This window comes from Pseudopontixanthobacter vadosimaris (genome assembly GCF_012979275.1).
In the GTDB taxonomy this organism is placed as follows: Bacteria; Pseudomonadota; Alphaproteobacteria; order Sphingomonadales; family Sphingomonadaceae; genus Pseudopontixanthobacter; species Pseudopontixanthobacter vadosimaris.
In genome coordinates, this window is sequence record NZ_JABASZ010000040.1 from 19,000 (window position 1) to 36,730 (window position 17,731).

Genomic DNA, 17,731 nt, shown 5'->3' on the forward strand with positions numbered 1-17,731 from the left:
CGGAGGTGACAGTGACAAGCGGGGTCCGACGATATGCGGGCGGGATTTGACGATATGGAGGCGGCGGACTATGCGCAGGCAATTGGCGGATTGGAACCTTCGCGAATCCCGCAGCGATCCGTCCGTCCACCGGTTTTTGTCAGGAGCTTGCCGTGAACGCCCCGCTTTCCCATTCCCTGTCCGCTCAGGGCATTTCGACCGACGCTTTCATTCACGCCAATCTGAACACCGCCCGGCTGGTGGAAGAAGCGCTCGCGAATGGCGAAGGCCAGCTGGCGAAAGATGGTCCCCTTGTGGTCGAGACCGGATCGCACACCGGCCGCAGCGCCAAGGATAAATATATCGTCCGCGATGCGGAGACCGAGGACAGCGTCTGGTGGGGCAAGGTCAACGTGTCGATGACGCCCGACCATTTCGCCGCGCTCAAGGCCGATTTCATGAAGGCGCTGGCTGACAAGCAGGAATTGTTCGTCGCCGATCTGTTCGGCGGTTCGCAGCCGGAACACCGCGTGAATGTGCGCGTCATCAACGAACTGGCGTGGCATAATCTGTTCATCCGCACGCTGCTGGTGCGCCCGTCGGCAGAGGAACTGGAGGGGTTCGAGCCGGAATATACGATCATCGACCTGCCGAGCTTCCAGGCCGACCCGCAGCGGCACGGCACCCGCAGCGAAACCGTCATCGCGGTGAACCTGTCCGAGAAACTGATCCTGATCGGCGGCACCAGATATGCCGGCGAGATGAAGAAGAGCGTTTTCGGCATCCTCAACTACCTGCTGCCTGCAAAGGGCGTGATGCCGATGCATTGCAGCGCCAATATCGGCGCGGATGGCAAGACGGCGGTATTCTTCGGCCTGTCGGGCACCGGCAAGACGACGCTGTCCGCCGATGCCAGCCGCACGCTGATCGGCGATGACGAACATGGCTGGTCGGACACGGCGGTCTTCAATTTCGAAGGTGGCTGCTACGCCAAGATGATCCGCCTTTCCGAAGATGCCGAGCCGGAAATTTTCGCCACCACGCGGAAGTTCGGCACGGTGCTTGAAAACGTCGTGATGGACCCCGAAACCCGCGAACTGGATTTCGACGACAACAGCCTGGCGGAAAACACCCGCGGTGCCTATCCGATCGAATTCATCCCGAACACGTCGGAAAAGAACCTGGGTCCGGTGCCCTCCAATGTCGTGATGCTCACCGCCGATGCCTTCGGCGTGCTGCCCCCGATCGCACGGCTGACGCCCGACCAGGCGATGTATCATTTCCTGTCGGGCTACACCGCCAAGGTCGCGGGCACGGAAATCGGGGTGACCGAACCCGAGGCGACCTTCTCCACCTGCTTCGGCGCGCCTTTCATGCCGCGCCATCCCAGCGTCTATGGCAATCTGCTGAAGGAACGCATCGCGAAGGGCGGAGTGCAGTGCTGGCTGCTGAATACCGGCTGGACCGGCGGGAAATACGGCACCGGCAATCGCATGCCGATCAAGGCCACGCGTGCGCTGCTGAACGCGGCGCTGGACGGCAGGCTGGACGATGTCGAGTTCCGCCGCGATCCCAATTTCGGCTTCGACGTACCGGTCAGCGTTCCCGCCCTGGAAGCAGCGGGCGTGGATCAGACGATCCTCGATCCACGCTCCACCTGGTCGGATCCTGCGGAATATGACGCGACGGCGCAGAAGCTGGTGCGCCTGTTCGTCGACAATTTCGCCGAATTTTCGCCTCACGTCGATCAGGGTGTCCGCGACGCCGCTCCGAAAGCGGCCTGACACTTCTGACGACTGAATGGAAAAGGGCGGCGGAACCATCCCGGTTCCGCCGCCCTTTTCCATGATCCTGCGAAGTTGGTGCAAATCAGCTGCGCGCAGCTTCGATATAGCGGCCGACATTGTTTGCCATCACGTCGAGCGGCGCATTGCCGCCCAGCACTACGGCATCGTTGAAGGCACGGGAATCATAGGCATCGCCGAGGGCGGCCTCCGCCCGGGCGCGCTGCCGCAAGATCTCGCTGTGGCCGAGTTTGTATCCGCAGGCCTGACCCGGCCAGCTGCAATAGCGATCGACTTCGCTGGCGACTTCCTCTGCCTTGCTACCGTTGCGCTGAACGAAGAAATCGACAGCACGCTGGCGGCTCCAGCGTTTGGCATGGAGGCCCGTATCTACGACCATCCGGCAGGCGCGGAACGCCAGGCTTTGCAGATAGCCGAGGCGACCAACCGCGAAATCGTAATAGGCGCCGAGCTCGTCCGCGATCTGTTCGCCATACAGCGCCCAGCCTTCTGAGAAGGCATTGAACGCAAGGATGGAACGAATGAGCGGCAGGCGATTGGAATATTCGCCTTCCCAAACATGGCCGGGGATGGTCTCGTGATAGGTCAGATCGGCAAGGTCATATTTGCGGTGCAAGTCGGTTGTCCGCAAATTTATCCACATGCGGCCGGGTATGGATCCATCCTTGCTGCCCGCACCCCCATAGGCACCGGGCGCGCCGGGTTCTTCCGCCAGGGGCAGGCGGCGGACCTCCAGATTGGGGTCGACCAGAGTATTGAAGGCGCGCGGCATCTGGCTGGTGATCCAGCCGATGCGATCCTCGATAAAGGCCATGATCTCGGCGCGTCCTGGATCACCTTCGGCAAATTTGTAGCGCGGATCGTCCGATAGCGCCTGCATTCTTTCGCCTACCGTTCTGGTCGTATAGCCGATGGACCGCAATATCGGTTCCATCCTGCCGTGCAGGGCGGCGAGTTCTTCAAGGCCGCGCTCATGCACCTCGTCGGGGGTAAGCGGCGTTGTGGTGCTGGCCCGCAGCGCCCAGGCATACCATTCATCGCCCCGGGGCTGCGCCCACATTCCCGGCTCGCCCGTCGCCCTTGCCCTCTGCCGTCGCAATTCTGCCAGCTGGCGTTCAAGCGCCGCGGCAATCGGGCCGGTCACCAGCGGTGTCAGGCTGCTTGCAGGCGCTTCGGGCAAGCCGCTCTTCGCAAGATTTTCCCGCATCTGGGCGATGAACAGAGTGCCCTTGCGCGCATCGTCCAGAGTGCTGTCCATCTGGGCGATCGCCTTGTCTAGCAGAAAATCGGGCGGAACGACGCCCATTGCCGTCGCCTGCTCCATGCGGATCAATTCACCATCAAGCACGGCAGGAACAGCCTGCAACCGGGAAGCATAAGCATCGACATCCGCGCTGTCCTGCAGCGGATGCACGGAATCCATGAAGCGCGGCAGGTCAAGATAGGATCCGACGTTCTGAATGACGACGTAAGGCGCGTTTCGCCAACTGCCGACGGCCACGTCGCCATAGGGCAGGGCAAAGCCGTCCAGCGCGGTGGCATAGGCGCTTTCCACCACCTCGAAACTGGTACGCGTCTCGGGCGTGAAGCCCTGCGTATCAGTGGCGCGAACGCGTGCAAGATCGCGGCGCAGCGTCGCGGCGTATGCCCGCTGTCCGTCAGGCGATTGATCTTCCAGCATGGACCGCAGCCGCGCATAAGGTCCGATATCGACGCCGAGGCTGGTTGCCCGCTCGGGTTCATGCGCCAGCAGATTATAGGCGATTTCGTCCAGCAGGGCATTACCGTCTGCCGGGCCGACTGCCGGGCCGTCTACCGGATCGGCGCGGAGGCCGCCTGCCTGTGCCAGCCCGTTCGTGCAGGCGGACAGGGCGGTCATGGAAACACCCGCGGCCATACCGGCAAGGGTCTGGCGGCGGGTGAGGGCGGGCGCATGTCTAACTGTCATGCACAACGTCTGGCGCGGCGAATGCGGCGTGTCAAACACGCAGGATAACGCCGCTGCCTTTCTTGCGGGCGGTTGCGATCAGTCGAGGAATTCGGCGGGAACCTTGCCGCCGTTGCGCGCCAGTTCCTGCATCGTCCTGCGGTGCAGCCAGACATTGTCTTCCGCATCGCCGGAATAATCGGCGCGGCCGAGTTCCTGCGCCAGCAACTTGCGGCTTTCGAAATCGGAATCCACGCCGATCAGCTTCATCAGATCGACGATGGACGTGCGCCAGTTCAACCGTTCGGCCCCCGGCATCGAATCCAGCGAGTTCTCGACATCGACCTGCGACACGCGGACGGATTGGTTCGTTGGGGTGCCGCCAGGGGGCGGGGCGTTGACAGGTGCCTGACGCGGGGGAGCAGTGGCCGGGCGGCCAGCAACGGGCGGAGCCTTGCCCGCACCCTCCGTCGCGTCCTCATCCTTGCCGAAGATCGCGCGCTTGATCGAACTGTAGATACCCATATGTCGTCTCTCCTGAGCACGGCCCGTTGCCGCACTTTCCTGTCAAACAGATGGGAGTCGCCGGCGGTTCCCCCGCAGCCCGTGCCTTGTTATGGTCGCCGCCATGGACATGGTTCTTTCCCTCGTCATGCTGGCGGCCCTCGCCCTGCTGGCCGGTGCATGGTTTCTGCACAGGCGCGGCGGACCGCGCAGGCAGGTGATCCTGATGGTGGTTCTGGTGGTAATCGCCGCCGTCAATGTCGCTATCTGGATCGTGCCGACACCCGACGGGCGCGTGCCCGCCGAGCAGGTGGCAGAATGATCCCGCGACCCGGAGATCAATCCGGAATTCGCCAGAGTACCGTGTTGCTGTAGGTCGATGGTACGGCGCGGTCCTGTGCATCGCGTGCGGGCTCGAACCGGGCGCGGCGCTTCACATTGGCGCAGGTTGCCGCGTCCAGTTCGGAATGGCCGCTCCCTTTCAGAACAGAACATTGCGTAACCCGCCCCCGTGCGTCGATCGCCACCTGAAACGTTACCGACCCTTCCATCTCCCGGGCGATCCAGGAGGAACGATAATCATCGTTGGTCACCCACTCGCCCGGATTCCCGCGCGCCCGCGCCGGGCTGGGTTCCACGCCGGTGGGGGTTGCCTTGGGCGCAGGCGGAGGGAGGACCAGATCACCCGCGCCGCCGGTTTTAACGCCCCCATTGCCCGGCTTCGGAAGCGGCGGGAGCGGCGGCAGGATGATTTCCGACGTCGATACATCGGGTGCACTGGTGGCGAGCGGCACAGGCACCGGCGGAACATGGGGAGCCGGCGCGGGGACGGGCAGGGTTTTTTCCAGGGGCTTCTGATCGGCAGGGGGCGGCGGTGGCGGCGTGACGGTCGGTTTCGGAACGGGGATGAAGATACCTTCGGGATTGTCCAGCGCCGCAGTGATCTTTTCGAACGACAATCCGGTAACCAGCCCATACCCGATGATGGCATGGATGCCGACGACGCCGATGATCGCTTTGGTTCGGGCGTTGTTCCCTACTTGATTTACATAGGCCATTTTGCGGCTCCTCTCTCTATACCATCGCACCAGTCTATCCCTCTGCGTATGATATAACATTGCATAGTGATACAAGATATCACCACCAGCAAGAGATTTCGCGTGGCCTTTCGCAACTGAATTTCGCGCAAGGAAAAAGCCCGCCCCGAATGTCGGAGCAGGCTTTTTCATTAAGCCATACGGCTCTTGCCTATTTTATCGGACAATCCGGCGAGAGGCGGAAATCGAGGTAATTGTCGACCGACCCCATCAGATCCTCGATCTCGTTTTCGAAGAAATGGTTCGCCCGGGGAATTTCCTCGTGGTGAATGGTAATGTGCTTCTGGGTGCGCAGCTTGTCGACCAGCTTCTGCACGGCGGCAGGCTGGACGACCGTATCAGCCGCGCCCTGTATGAAGATTCCGCTGGCCGGGCAGGGCGCGAGAAAGCTGAAATCATACATGTTGGCGGGCGGCGCGATAGATATGAAACCGCGCACTTCGGGGCGGCGCATCAGCAATTGCATGCCGATCAGCGCGCCGAAACTGACGCCGCCGACCCAGGTTACCTGCGCTTCGGGGTGGATGGATTGCACCCAGTCGAGCGCGCTGGCGGCGTCGCTCAATTCGCCGACGCCATTATCGAAGCTGCCCTGGCTGCGGCCGACACCGCGAAAATTGAACCGCAGCGTTGCAAAGCCGCGATCGACGAATGTCTTGTACAGGCGCTGCGTGATGCGTTCGTTCATCGTGCCGCCGCCCTGCGGATGCGGGTGCAGGATCATGGCGACGGGCGCGCGCGGGCGCGGAGCGGGGGAATAGCGGCCTTCGAGGCGCCCTTCCGGGCCGGGAAAGATGACTGAGGGCATTTGCGGGAACCTGTCGGAAATGTAAGGGGCACATGCGGTGGCGCATATGCGGACCGGCGCTATATAGTGCGTGATGCGCGTTTCGCAATCGGCACACGCGCGCAGCGAAGGAACCTGTCATCCGGCGTATCTACCTCGATCATGCAGCGACGACTCCGATGCGGCCCGAAGCGGTGGCGGCGGTGGCGGAGGGCATGAGCCGCTGGGCGAACCCCTCCAGCCCCCATGCCGAGGGGCGCAAGGCGCGCATCGCGCTGGAAGATGCGCGTGACCGCATCGGAAAGGCGCTCGGCTGGAGCGGGGAGATCATCCTGACCAGCGGCGCGAGCGAGGCGGCCTGGCTCGCGCTGCACCGTGCCGTTCCCCCGGCAAGGCAGGGTCGCGGCGGCGACGGCGCAGGCGGCAACAGGCGCTATGTAAGCGCAGTCGAACATGACGCGGTGATCGGTGCGGCGCCGGATGCGGAACTGCTTGACGTGCAGCCGGACGGCATGGTCGATCTGGAGCCGCTCTCGGGCGCAGCATCGCCGGTCGTGGCGGTGCAGGCGGTGAATTCGGAGACCGGCGCGGCGCAGGACATGGACGCTGTTGCTGCCCATGTTCATGCAACCGGCGGGTTGCTGATCGCCGATTGCGCCCAATCCGCAGGAAAATACCCGCTGCCCGGTGATTGCGACATGGCGATCATCTCCGCGCACAAGCTGGGCGGACCGCCGGGGATAGGGGCGCTGCTGGTGCGCGATTTCGCGATGCTCGCCCCCGCAGGCGGCCAGGAACGGGGCTATCGCCGCGGAACGGAGAACCTGCCGGCCGCACTCGGCTTCGCTGCCGCTCTGGAACAGGCGACGCAGCCGTTCTGCCCGCCCGCTGTGCTGGCGGCTCTTGACCGGCTTGCCGATGCGGTGCGCGGCGCTGGCGGTATCTGGCTGTCGGACCGGTTGCCCCGGCCAACGCCGCTCATCCACGGGATCGCCATGCCCGCCTTGTCGGGCAGCGCGCAATTGATGCGCTTCGATATGGCGGGTTTCGCCGTCAGTCTTGGCTCCGCCTGTTCGTCCGGCAGCCTGAAGGGCAGTCATGTGCTGAAGGCGATGCAGCTGGAGGACGATCTGGCCAGCCGGGTGATCCGGATCAGCGCCGGCTGGAGCACCGTTGCAGGGGATGTGGAGGCATTTGCCGCCCAATGGCTGAAAATCGCGGCGGGTACGACATGATCTATCTCGATTATCAGGCGACCACGCCGCTCGCTCCCGAAGCGAAAGCGGCCATGCTGCACTGGCTGGACGGGCCGGAGGGGGAGGGCTTCGCCAATCCGCACAGCCCGCACCGGATGGGGCGGCGCGCAGCGGCAGCGGTGGAAGTCGCGCGCGAACAGGTCGCGGGCCTGTTTCCGCCGGGCGGGCGAATCATCTTCACCAGCGGCGCGACGGAAAGCATCAATCTGGCCATCCGCGGTTCTGCTGGCGACGCCGATAGCCCGGTGCTCGCCTCCGCCATCGAACATGCCGCCGTGCTCGACACTGCGCGAGATGCTGGCCCTTATGCAATCTGGCCCGTCGATGCCGAGGGTCTGATCTTGCCAGTTCCGCCGATCGAAGCTGCGCCGCGAATGGTCGCTGTCATGCAGGTCAATAATGAGATCGGAACCGTCCAGCCCATCGGCCGGGCTGCGGAACTGGCGAGAAAGCACGGAGCCTTGCTGCTGGTCGACGCCGTGCAGGCGGCGGGGCGAATGACGATCGCCGAAGGCGATCTGATCGCCGTCTCGGCGCACAAGCTGCATGGGCCGAAGGGGATCGGCGCATTGTGGATGAAGGACGGCGTCACGCTGGATCCTGTCATCACCGGCGGCGGGCAGGAAGGCGCGGTGCGTTCAGGCACACTCAGCCCGGCGATGTGTGCAGGCTTCGGTGCGGCAGCGAGCCTCGCGCTGGAGCGGATGGAGGAGGACGCCGCGCATGTGGAACGCCTGTGGCAGGCGGCGCGCGATCTCTTCTCCGACTGGACCCTCAACAGCAGCGCGCAGGATCGCTGGCATGGCAATCTGAACCTGCGCCGCGACGGGCTGGACGTGAACCGGCTGATGTCCGAGGTGCGCGATGTGGCTTTCTCCGCCGGTTCGGCCTGCGCCAGCGGATCGGGCCGTACCAGCCACGTGCTGAAAGCGATCGGCTTGTCCGATGTCGAGGCGCGCAATTCCATCCGGCTGGGCTTCGGACGTTATACGAGCCTGGACGATATCGAAACGGCGGCGGCGGCGATCAACCGCGCTGCAAGGGAGCAGACCGCATGAGTGTTACCGTGCAATTCATCGCCCCCGATGGCACGACTATCAGGGCCGAGGCCGACGAGGGCGACAATCTGCTGCGCGTGGCGCAGGCCTCCGGCATGAATCTGGAAGGAACCTGCGAAGGGCAGATGGCGTGTTCGACCTGCCATGTCATCGTCACGCCCGAATGGTTCGGCAGCCTCGCCGAGCCGAGCGAGGAAGAAGAGGACATGCTCGACCTGGCGACGGGCGCCGGGCCGACGAGCAGGCTTGCCTGCCAGATCGACCTGACTGGCGACCTCGACGGGCTGACCGTTCGTATTCCGCCCGAAAGCAGGGATATGCAGGGTATCTGAATGTTCCCGCTTTGTCACCTGGGCAAAGCGGTGTTAGGGCGGGCACCATGCCCAGCGACAAGACCGGCCTTGCCGAACCCGATCCCTTCGACAGCATAATCGATGCCCCTTTCGACGCGGCGTTGTCCGAACGCTATCTCGTCTATGCGCTGTCCACCATCACCGCGCGTTCCCTGCCCGACCTTCGCGACGGGCTGAAACCGGTCCACCGCCGGTTGCTGTGGGCGATGCGTCAGTTGAAGCTGAACCCCACCGACGCCTTCAAGAAATCGGCGCGCGTCGTCGGCGACGTCATCGGCAAGTACCACCCGCATGGCGATGCGTCGGTCTATGATGCGATGGTGCGGCTGGCGCAGGATTTCGCGCTCCGTTACCCGCTGGTGGAAGGGCAGGGGAATTTCGGCAATATCGACGGCGATAATGCCGCTGCCTATCGCTATACCGAGGCACGTCTGACCCGCACGGCGATGAGCCTGATGCAGGGGCTGGACGAGGGTACGGTCGATTTCGTCCCGACCTATAATGGCGAGGAGGAAGAGCCGGAGATCTTCCCCGGCCTGTTCCCGAACCTGCTGGCAAACGGTTCCAGCGGCATCGCCGTCGGCATGGCGACCAGCATTCCCAGCCACAATGCGCATGAGATCATCGATGCGGCGCTGGAGGTTATCGACAATCCGCAGGTCGAGCACGAAAGGCTGATGGAACTGTTCCAGGGGCCGGATTTCGCCACCGGAGGCCTGATCGTCGACAGCCAGGCGGCCGTGTCCGCAGCCTATCGCACTGGGCGCGGGTCGTTCAGGGTGCGGGGCCGCTTCCATGCTGCCGAAGCCACGCAGGAAGCGGATCGCGAAGCCGGGATCGAGCGATTGAGCGGGGGGCAGTGGCAGCTCGTCATCAGCGAAATTCCTTATATGGTACAGAAGGGCAAGCTGATCGAACAGATCGCCGCCGCCATCGCCGATCGCAAGCTGCCCATTCTGGAAGATGTGCGCGATGAGAGCGATGAACAAATCCGGCTGGTGCTGGTGCCGCGCAGCCGCAAGGTGGATCCCGAACTGCTGAAGGAATCGGTCTACAAGCTGACCGATCTCGAAACCCGCTTCGGCCTCAACATGAATGTGCTGGATGCCACGCGCACGCCGCTGGTCATGGGGTTGAAGGAACTGCTTTCGAACTGGCTCGCGAGCCAGATCGACATATTGCAGCGGCGCAGCCGTCACCGTCTGGAGAAGATCGCCCTGCGGCTCGAACTGGTCGAAGGCTACATCGCGGCCTATCTCAATCTTGACCGGGTGATCGAGATCATTCGCGGCGAGGACGAGCCCAAGCCGGTGATGATGGCTGAATTCGAGCTGACCGACCGCCAGGCCGAAGCCATCCTCAACATGCGGCTGCGTTCCCTGCGCAAGCTGGAGGAAATGCAGCTGCGCGGCGAGCGCGACGATCTGCTGAAGGAACGTGAGGAGCTGGAGGCACTGCTCGATTCTCCGGCGCGCCAGCGGACCCGCCTCAAGCGCGACCTACGAAAACTACAGAAGGAATATGGCAAGGGTACGCCGCTGGGCGCGCGCCGCACGACCATTGCCGAGGCTGCTCCAACGGTGGAATTCTCGCCCGAGGCGATGATCGAGAAAGAGCCGGTCACGGTAATCCTGTCGCAGAAGGGGTGGGTGCGGGCGGCGAAGGGCCACGTGCCGCTGGATACCGATTTCAAATACAAGGAAGGGGACGAGGCGGGCTTTGTCCTGCACGCACAGACGACGGACAAGCTGCTGGTTGCGGCGGATAATGGCCGGTTCTTCACGATGGGGGCGGATAAGCTGCCCGGCGCTCGCGGGTTTGGTGAACCGCTGCGCAACACTCTCGACATCGATGCCGACGCGCGGATTGTCGGCATGATCCGCCACCGTCCCGAAGCACAATTGCTGCTGGCTGCGGCGAACGGCAAGGGCTTCGCCGCACAGACTGCCGAATTGCTGGCCGAAACGCGAAAGGGCCGTCAGGTGGTCAATCTGAAGGGAGATAACCGGTTGGTCACGGTTCGGGAAATCGCACCCGACCACGATCACGTCGCGGTCGTGGGCGATAATCGCAAGCTGGTCGTGTTCAGCCTGGAAGAACTGCCGGTGCTGGCACGTGGTCAGGGCGTGCAACTGCAACGCTACCGCGATGGCGGCATGTCCGACGCGTTGACCTTCAAGCTGGAGGACGGCCTCAGCTGGGCCATGGGCGGGGAAACCGGGCGCACGCGGACGGAAACCGACATGTGGCAGTGGAAGGTGGCGCGCGGTGCCGCAGGCAGGATGCCGCCACAAGGTTTTCCGCGCGACAATCGCTTCTGACGTGACAAGGGCCGGTCGCGATTGTCGCAACCGGCCCTCTGCACTACAGGCTCTGGCGATCAGCCTGCCGGCGTCGCGGCGGCGGCCGCTTCGGCAATCTGCGCCTCTGTGAAGAGGACGATCAGCGTGCCCTGCGGATTGACCGCGAACTGATCGCGCAGCATTGCAACCGGGCCATTATCGCCGGTGACGATGATGTTATCGCCATCGACCGAGGTCACGGTGCCCAGCATCGCATCGTCGACGGTGTGAACCATGGCGCCTTCGACCAGCGCGGCATCGCGCTGCGCTGAAACCTGTGCCATCTGTTCGTCCAACATCTGGTTCAGCTGTGTCTGGGTGACTGAGATGATGGGGCCATTCGGGCCCTTGGCGAAAGCATTCTTCGGCAGGGGAGCGGTGTGCTTGCCGGTGTTGACCAGGACCACGTCGTCGCTGACTTCGAGAACGGTGCCGACGAGGCCGCCCTGCGGATCGTAGATGGTCACGCCGGGGGCGATCGTCAGTTCTGCAGCGGCGGATACGGCAGGTGCGGCATCCTGGGCGGAAGCTGCTGCCGGAACGCCAAATGCAATGGCAGTAGCAGCGGCGAGTTTCGCGAATTTCATAAGAAAAGCTCCAAATCGTGTTATCGTGGCGAGGCCGCAAGCGGTGCAGAAGCGGCCACGCCGGCTAACGGAACGGCCCGCACCCTGAAGGGCGCAGGACCATGCGCGTCCGGGAATCACGAAGCGCGACCGATGCTCCGACCATGGCACCGCGCAGATTACATCGGGCTGAACTGCACAAGGCGGGCGGCGGGCGGCGCATCCGCCATCCTCTTTAGAGCGCGAATGCGAAGCGGGGCAAGTCCGCGCCGAACTTGCCCCGCCGAACCGTCTCTACCGCTTCTGATCGCCCAGAGGCGTCAGGCGCCGGCGCGGGGCCTGCGGTTGCGCTGGCCGCCACCACTGCCGGCCGGTCGGGCGGAAGCCTGGGGCTTGCGCCTGCCGCTTCCGTTGCCGCCGCCATTGCCGCGGCGCGCGCGCGAACGATCGCCTTCCGCGCGTTCAGCACCTGAGGGGTGACGGCTCGCGGCGGGCAGGGCTGCTGCCTGCGTGACGAAGTTTTCCGGAATCGGAACGGCAGTCAGGCGCACCCCGGTCAGTTTCTCGATATCGCGCAGATAGGGCTTCTCGTCAGGTGCGACGTAGGAAATCGCCATTCCATCGCGGCCGGCGCGCGCGGTCCGCCCGATGCGGTGAACATATTGTTCGGCGACATTAGGCAGCTCGAAATTGAAGACCGCACTCACGCCCGGAACGTCGATGCCCCGCGCGGCGATATCAGTCGCCACGAGAACCGGCACGCGATTGTCGCGGAAACCATCGAGAGCGCGGGTGCGCTGCGCCTGGCTCTTGTTGCCGTGAATGGCGGCGGCATTGATGCCGGCCGCGACCAGATGGCGAACGACGCGATCCGCGCCATGCTTGGTGCGGGTAAAGACGAGGCTGCGCTCGATCTCGCCGCTTTCCAGGCCTTTCTTCAGGCTCAGCGTAAGCAGCGCCTGCTTTTCCTTCTGGTCGATGAAGGTCGAATATTGCTCGACCCGTTCGGCCGTCGTGGCTTGCGGCGCGACCTCGACGCGCACCGGATCCTTGATGAACCGCTTGCCCAGATCGGCGATCGCCTTGGGCATGGTGGCGGAAAAGAACAGGCTCTGCCGCTTGTCGGGCAGCATGTTGGCGATGCGGGTCAGCGGCTTGATGAAGCCGAGGTCCATCATCTGGTCGGCTTCGTCGAGAACGAAGATTTCGACATTCCGCAGCGTCAGCGCGCGCTGGTCGCACAGATCGAGCAGGCGGCCCGGTGTCGCCACCAGAATATCGCAGCCCTGCACCAGCTTCTTCGCCTGCTTGCTGGCAGGCACACCGCCGAAGATGCACTGGACCGACAGGTCGAGGAACTTCGCATAGGCGCGGATGTTTTCGGCAATCTGCGCTGCCAACTCGCGCGTCGGCGAAAGTACCAGCATCCGGCAGGAAGCGGGGTGACGCCCGACGGGATTGGCGGCGAGCCGGTGCAGTGACGGCAGCGAGAATGCCGCCGTCTTGCCGGTGCCGGTCTGCGCGATGCCGAGCAGGTCGCGGCCTTCCAGCAAAGCGGGTATCGCCTGCCGCTGGATCGGGGTGGGCTCGCTGTAATCCTTCGCCTTCAGGGCGCGTAGCAAGGGTTCGGTAAGGCCGAGAGTTTCGAAATAGGACATAAGTATACTTTCATGCAGCGCCGTTGCGAACAGGCAAAAGCTGTCCGGGCGCCCGGGGGTCGGTCAATGCGACCCTTGCGTGTTTGGGGAAGCTTCGAGTGCCAAGGTCCGCTAGTCGCTGCGGGACCAGCCTGTAGGCAGGTTCACGCTCGCAGCCGATTGCGCGATATTCTTCGCACCGGATGGCAGGACACCCAGATAGGTGCGAGTGCAGGAATAAGCAATCAAATTACGCAAAGGTTGCTTATTCTTTTGCGAGGATCTGGTCGAGCAGTTCTTCGGCACGGCAATTCCCGGGAAAATCTTCGGCGATCCAGGATGCCTCGACCTGCTTCAGAATGCGCGCGACCTGCGGACCGGGCGCGATGCCCCTGGCGAGAACATCCTTCCCGCTCACGGGCAGGGTCGGGCCGTTCCAGCCCTGCAACGACGCGAGCGGACCTCCTGCCAGCAGCAGGCGATCCTGCGCGCAAATTAGCCCCAATCGATAGGCCAGTTCGCGCGGCGGCGTTCCTGAATCTCCGCCCCGTCCGGCGGCGCAGGCGAGGCGATCCTGCTGCCGTTTGGAGAGGCGCAGGCGCCTGGCAACCTTGCGCGCGGTGCCTGCACAAGCCGGTAAAAGGGCGGCAAGGCGGCGAATGGAGTCGGCGGCCACGCCTTCGCGGGATTCATTCGCCACCAGAGAGGCGAGGCAGGTCAGTTCCGCCGCGCCGGTTTCCGGCAGAATGACATTCAGCACACCATTGTCCGCCATGCGGCTGACCGTTGCGACAGGGTCCGGCAGGCCGAGCAGGTTGAGCAATTCCATCGCCACCCGCTCGGCCGACAATTTTTCAAGCAGCGGCGCGAGTTCAACGCAGGCGGCTTCGGCATGTGAATCGAGAGCGGCGCCGAAGCGGCACTGGAACCGATAATAGCGAAGGATCCGCAAATGATCTTCGCGGATGCGCCGGGCCGCATCGCCGATGAAGCGCACGCGCCCGGCCGCCAGATCGTCGAACCCGCCGAAATAATCGTGGATCAGCAGCGTGCCGGGTTCGGCATAGAGCGCATTGATGGTGAAATCGCGCCGCGCCGCATCTGCCTGCCAATCTTCCGCAAACGCGACCACGGCATGACGTCCGTCGGTCGCGACATCCTGCCGCAATGTCGTGATTTCAACCGGGCCACCGGCCAGCAGTGCCGTCACGGTCCCATGATCGATGCCCGTCGGTATGCAGCGGATGCCGGCCTTCTTGAGCCGCGCCATGACCACCGCAGGCAGCAGGGGCGTGGCAGCGTCGATATCGGCAACCGGCAATCCCAGCAGCGTGTCACGCACCGCGCCGCCCACCCAGCGCAACTGCCCTGCGCCCAAGGCGGCGACCAGTTCGGCAAGATCGTCCCGCCGGGTCCATTCCACTGCCGGCAGGTGCCTAGCCATCGAGCAGTTCCTGCCATGCAAGCCGCCGCGACAGATTGGCGATGATTGCCGCGGTGACCCCCCAGATCCGGTGGCCCTGCCAGTCCATCTCGTAATAATGCCGCGTATCGCCGCGCCATCTTGCCTGCCGCTCACGGCGGCTTTCGGGGTCCAGAAGGAAGCGCAAGGGTGCCTCGAACCAGTCGGCAACCTCGGCCGGGTTGGGGTTTATGTCGAGGTCGGGCGGAATGATGCCGAGCACGGGGGTGACGTCGAAACCGGTGCCGGTCTGGTATGGATCGGTGGCACCGATGATCCGCACGTCCTGCGGGTGTATGCCGAGTTCCTCATGGGCTTCGCGAAGGGCGGCAGTGATCGCGTCTTCGCCCGGGTCCAGCTTGCCGCCGGGGAAGGCGACCTGTCCGGGATGGCTGCGCATATCGTGCGGGCGGTGGATCAGCAGCGCGCCCGGCACCGGGCGTTCGGTCACCGCTATCAATACGGCAGCGGCGCGCGGCTTGCCCCGCGCGAATTGCCGGTCGGTCAACAGGTCCGGCACGTCCTGGCGGTGCCCTTCGTCGAACAGGCGCGAAAGATCGTCGAACAATGCGCTCATCGCGGCCTTAAGGAATAGGTTTCGCCATTGCTGGTGACGGTCCAGTCGCCGCCTTCCTCCAGCGCCAGCGCGGCGAGTTGCTGATAGGTCGAACGGTCGAGCTTCGCTTCGCATCCACGGCGGGCATGCAGGTACAGGGTGGGCGTATCGGGATCTCCGCGAGCGGTCAGCCGGTGATCCGGGCCCGCGATCACCAGATCGTCGGTATTGAGGCGAAACACCAGATTGCCTTCGCGGCGGGCGACGTCGACGGCGATGAAGCAGGCGTCCTCCACCTCGACGGACAATTTCTGAAAAGGGGTGACGAGGGAATAGCCGCCGTCGCTTTCGCGCATCAGCAGGCTGGAAAAGGCGCGGACCATGGCCTTGCGCTCGATCTTCGATCCTTTATGAAGCCAGCTGCCGTCAGCCGCGATCAGCATCAGGCTGTCACCAATCTGTTGCGGCGACCATTCCTCCAGCGGGGGCAGTTTGCGGGCCTTCACCTGCTCTGCAATCTGCGCCAGGGAAAGGCCGGCAATCTCGGGTGGCGGTTCATAAGGCATAAGCCGCGAGATGCCAGATCGACCGCCTCTCGCCAACCGATATGTCAGTCTGCGGTCTGCGGCGGCATGTCGGCAGGTCGCCACGGGCCGAGCATGCCCCGAGGCGGCAGGACCGCCGGATTGCCGAAACGCACCAGCAGCCTGTTCCGATCAAAGGGACCGGGGCAATGCCATCCGCCGGTATGCTCTGCGGAAAAGCCCCAGGCCCCGTAATAGGCTGCATCGCCAATCAGCACCTGCGGCAGCGCGCCTTCGTCCATTTCGGCAAGTGCTGCTGTAACCAGCCCCTTTCCGTAACCCTGGCCTTGCAGCTGGGGCAGGACGGCCACCGGGCCGACCATCAGCATCGGGTGCGGACGGCCATCGGGATCGAACAGGGCGACCGGCCATATCTGGATGGTCGCCGCGAGATAATCGTCGTCGTCCAGCGCAGCGAAGCTGAGGGCGGGAAGCCAGTCCACACCATCGCGAATGCGGTAGGCGGTGCGGGCATGACGCTGCGGCCCGAATGCCTGGTCCAGCAATTGTTCGACCATGTCACCGGGAACGGCGCTCAGGGGGATTATGGAAGGCATGGCGGAGCGGTTACGGTGCCCGCGTCATGCTGTCGACATTATTTCCTGCCCGCCAATTCGCCTCCTGCATTGAAAATCAGGAAGGCGACAGCTTGATCAGCCTAGCGCCCTCGCGATCCTCCAGCACCCAGATGGCGCCATCCGGCCCCTCGACCACTTCACGCAGGCGGTTGTCCATCTTGTAGCGGGCGACCTCGACCGGGGTGGTGCCGTTCATGTCCACGCGTATCAGCGCCTCGGTCTTCAATCCAGCGAGGATGACATCGCCCTGCCAGCCTGCAAACGCATCGCCATTGTAGAAGATGAAGTCGCCCGGTGCGATCACCGGCGTCCAGCCGATGGCCGGCGGCTGGAATTCGGGCCGTGTGGAGTGATCCGGTATGTTCCGCCCGTCGTAATGTTCGCCGTCCGAAACGAGGGGCCAGCCATAATTGGTGCCGGGTTCGATAAGATTGATCTCGTCTCCGCCCGCGGGGCCATGTTCCATGTTCCAAAGCCGTCCGGCGCTGTCGAAGGCAAGGCCCAGCGTATTGCGATGGCCATAGGACCATATTTCGTCGGTGGGCGATCCCCGGTTCGCGAAGGGGTTGCCCGGCGCAGGCTTTCCATCGAGCGTCAGCCGGACAATGGTGCCGAGCGTGTTGGCTCGGTCCTGCGCAGGCTCCAGCTTCTGCCGGTCGCCGCTGGAGACGAACATGTATTTTTCATCCGGGGAAAACGCGATCCGATGCGAATAATGGCCGCGGCCGCTGACCTTGGGCGCTTGGCGCCAGATGATGTTCAGGCCTTCGATGCGGCAGCTTGCCGCCGCCGTGCAATCCAGCGTTCCCTTGCCAACAACGGCACCGCGCGTGTCGCCCCGGCCCGCTTCGACCCAGCTGAGATAGATGGTGCGGCGACCAACCGCGTCCGCCGATTCGCTAGGCAGAAAGGCGATATCGCCAAGGCCGCCCTGGCCGCCGTAATCGACGCGTGGCAATCCTGTCACCGATCCGGTTCGGCCCGTTGTGGTGTCGACGACTTTCATCGTGCCCGGCTTTTCCGTGATGAACAACATGCCGGTGCCCGGTGCAAAGGCCGCGGCCCAGGGTTCGTCGAATGTGCCATAGGTCGTGGTGGCGAACGGCGCGCCCGATCGCGCGGCCTGCGGGGAAGGCGTGGATTGCGCGGCAACGGTGCTGTCTCCGCCCGCCTGCGCGCCGCAGCTTGCGAGAAGGGCTGCAAGGGGTAAGGAGGCGGTCGCGATAAATCTGGCTGTCAT

The 17,731-nt window shown here is 64.0% G+C and carries 17 protein-coding genes; 6 read left to right on the top strand and 11 right to left on the bottom strand.

Features of this window, described 5'->3' with window-relative positions; genetic code table 11:
- The first annotated feature begins 152 nt into the window (after positions 1 to 152).
- Positions 153 to 1,763: a phosphoenolpyruvate carboxykinase gene (locus tag HG250_RS10930; RefSeq protein WP_170005365.1), complete on the top strand. Its 1,611-nt coding sequence runs from the start codon at positions 153 to 155 to the stop codon at positions 1,761 to 1,763.
- An 85-nt stretch (positions 1,764 to 1,848) separates the two neighbouring features.
- Here HG250_RS10930 and HG250_RS10935 read toward each other — a convergent pair whose 3' ends face one another.
- Together HG250_RS10935 and HG250_RS10940 are read right to left on the bottom strand one after the other, a co-directional pair.
- The gene (locus HG250_RS10935; RefSeq protein WP_170005366.1) at positions 1,849 to 3,732 is read right to left on the bottom strand and encodes a DUF885 domain-containing protein; all 1,884 of its coding nucleotides are present in this window, start codon (positions 3,730 to 3,732) and stop codon (positions 1,849 to 1,851) included.
- A 78-nt stretch (positions 3,733 to 3,810) separates the two neighbouring features.
- A complete protein-coding gene (locus HG250_RS10940; protein WP_170005367.1) occupies positions 3,811 to 4,236 on the bottom strand; it encodes a DUF3597 domain-containing protein in 426 nt (141 codons plus the stop codon).
- A gap of 103 nt (positions 4,237 to 4,339) precedes the next feature.
- Between HG250_RS10940 and HG250_RS10945 the strand changes: the two genes are divergently transcribed.
- Positions 4,340 to 4,537, top strand: a complete 198-nt coding sequence (locus tag HG250_RS10945) for a hypothetical protein (RefSeq protein ID WP_170005368.1) — start codon at positions 4,340 to 4,342, stop codon at positions 4,535 to 4,537.
- Between the two features lie 16 nt (positions 4,538 to 4,553).
- Here the strand turns inward: HG250_RS10945 and HG250_RS10950 are convergent, their stop codons facing one another.
- Positions 4,554 to 5,273 (bottom strand): energy transducer TonB, encoded by a 720-nt coding sequence (locus HG250_RS10950; RefSeq protein ID WP_170005369.1) that lies wholly within the window; start codon positions 5,271 to 5,273, stop codon positions 4,554 to 4,556.
- A 190-nt stretch (positions 5,274 to 5,463) separates the two neighbouring features.
- The gene (locus HG250_RS10955) at positions 5,464 to 6,120 is read right to left on the bottom strand and encodes an alpha/beta hydrolase (protein WP_170005370.1); all 657 of its coding nucleotides are present in this window, start codon (positions 6,118 to 6,120) and stop codon (positions 5,464 to 5,466) included.
- Between the two features lie 119 nt (positions 6,121 to 6,239).
- On the opposite strand from HG250_RS10955, the gene HG250_RS10960 reads away from it, so the two are divergent.
- From HG250_RS10960 to parC, 4 genes are read left to right on the top strand one after another with little or no spacing between them, the layout of a single operon-like run.
- Positions 6,240 to 7,334 (top strand): aminotransferase class V-fold PLP-dependent enzyme, encoded by a 1,095-nt coding sequence (locus HG250_RS10960; protein WP_170005471.1) that lies wholly within the window; start codon positions 6,240 to 6,242, stop codon positions 7,332 to 7,334.
- The gene (locus HG250_RS10965) at positions 7,331 to 8,413 is read left to right on the top strand and encodes a cysteine desulfurase family protein (protein WP_170005472.1); all 1,083 of its coding nucleotides are present in this window, start codon (positions 7,331 to 7,333) and stop codon (positions 8,411 to 8,413) included. The genes HG250_RS10960 and HG250_RS10965 overlap by 4 nt, the downstream gene beginning before the upstream one ends.
- The gene (locus tag HG250_RS10970; protein WP_170005371.1) at positions 8,410 to 8,745 is read left to right on the top strand and encodes a 2Fe-2S iron-sulfur cluster-binding protein; all 336 of its coding nucleotides are present in this window, start codon (positions 8,410 to 8,412) and stop codon (positions 8,743 to 8,745) included. Before HG250_RS10965 ends, HG250_RS10970 begins: the two co-directional genes overlap by 4 nt.
- Positions 8,746 to 8,792: 47 nt before the next feature.
- Positions 8,793 to 11,087 carry a DNA topoisomerase IV subunit A gene (gene parC / locus HG250_RS10975; protein ID WP_170005372.1) on the top strand — a complete coding sequence of 765 codons (2,295 nt, stop codon included), beginning with the start codon at positions 8,793 to 8,795 and terminating at the stop codon, positions 11,085 to 11,087.
- A gap of 59 nt (positions 11,088 to 11,146) precedes the next feature.
- Here the strand turns inward: parC and HG250_RS10980 are convergent, their stop codons facing one another.
- The 7 genes from HG250_RS10980 to HG250_RS11010 form a co-directional block, all read right to left on the bottom strand.
- Positions 11,147 to 11,695 (bottom strand): hypothetical protein, encoded by a 549-nt coding sequence (locus HG250_RS10980; RefSeq protein ID WP_170005373.1) that lies wholly within the window; start codon positions 11,693 to 11,695, stop codon positions 11,147 to 11,149.
- 299 nt (positions 11,696 to 11,994) lie between these two features.
- Positions 11,995 to 13,332, bottom strand: coding sequence for a DEAD/DEAH box helicase (locus HG250_RS10985; RefSeq protein WP_170005374.1), 1,338 nt, complete (start codon positions 13,330 to 13,332; stop codon positions 11,995 to 11,997).
- A 244-nt stretch (positions 13,333 to 13,576) separates the two neighbouring features.
- Positions 13,577 to 14,755, bottom strand: a complete 1,179-nt coding sequence (locus HG250_RS10990; RefSeq protein ID WP_170005375.1) for a CCA tRNA nucleotidyltransferase — start codon at positions 14,753 to 14,755, stop codon at positions 13,577 to 13,579.
- Complete coding sequence (locus HG250_RS10995; protein WP_170005376.1) at positions 14,748 to 15,350, bottom strand: CoA pyrophosphatase; 603 nt, start codon at positions 15,348 to 15,350, stop codon at positions 14,748 to 14,750. Before HG250_RS10995 ends, HG250_RS10990 begins: the two co-directional genes overlap by 8 nt.
- Complete coding sequence (locus HG250_RS11000) at positions 15,347 to 15,895, bottom strand: DUF1285 domain-containing protein (protein ID WP_170005377.1); 549 nt, start codon at positions 15,893 to 15,895, stop codon at positions 15,347 to 15,349. The genes HG250_RS10995 and HG250_RS11000 overlap by 4 nt, the downstream gene beginning before the upstream one ends.
- A gap of 44 nt (positions 15,896 to 15,939) precedes the next feature.
- Positions 15,940 to 16,470, bottom strand: a complete 531-nt coding sequence (locus tag HG250_RS11005; protein WP_170005378.1) for a GNAT family N-acetyltransferase — start codon at positions 16,468 to 16,470, stop codon at positions 15,940 to 15,942.
- Positions 16,471 to 16,546: 76 nt separating this feature from the next.
- Positions 16,547 to 17,731 (bottom strand): PQQ-dependent sugar dehydrogenase, encoded by a 1,185-nt coding sequence (locus HG250_RS11010; protein ID WP_240957083.1) that lies wholly within the window; start codon positions 17,729 to 17,731, stop codon positions 16,547 to 16,549.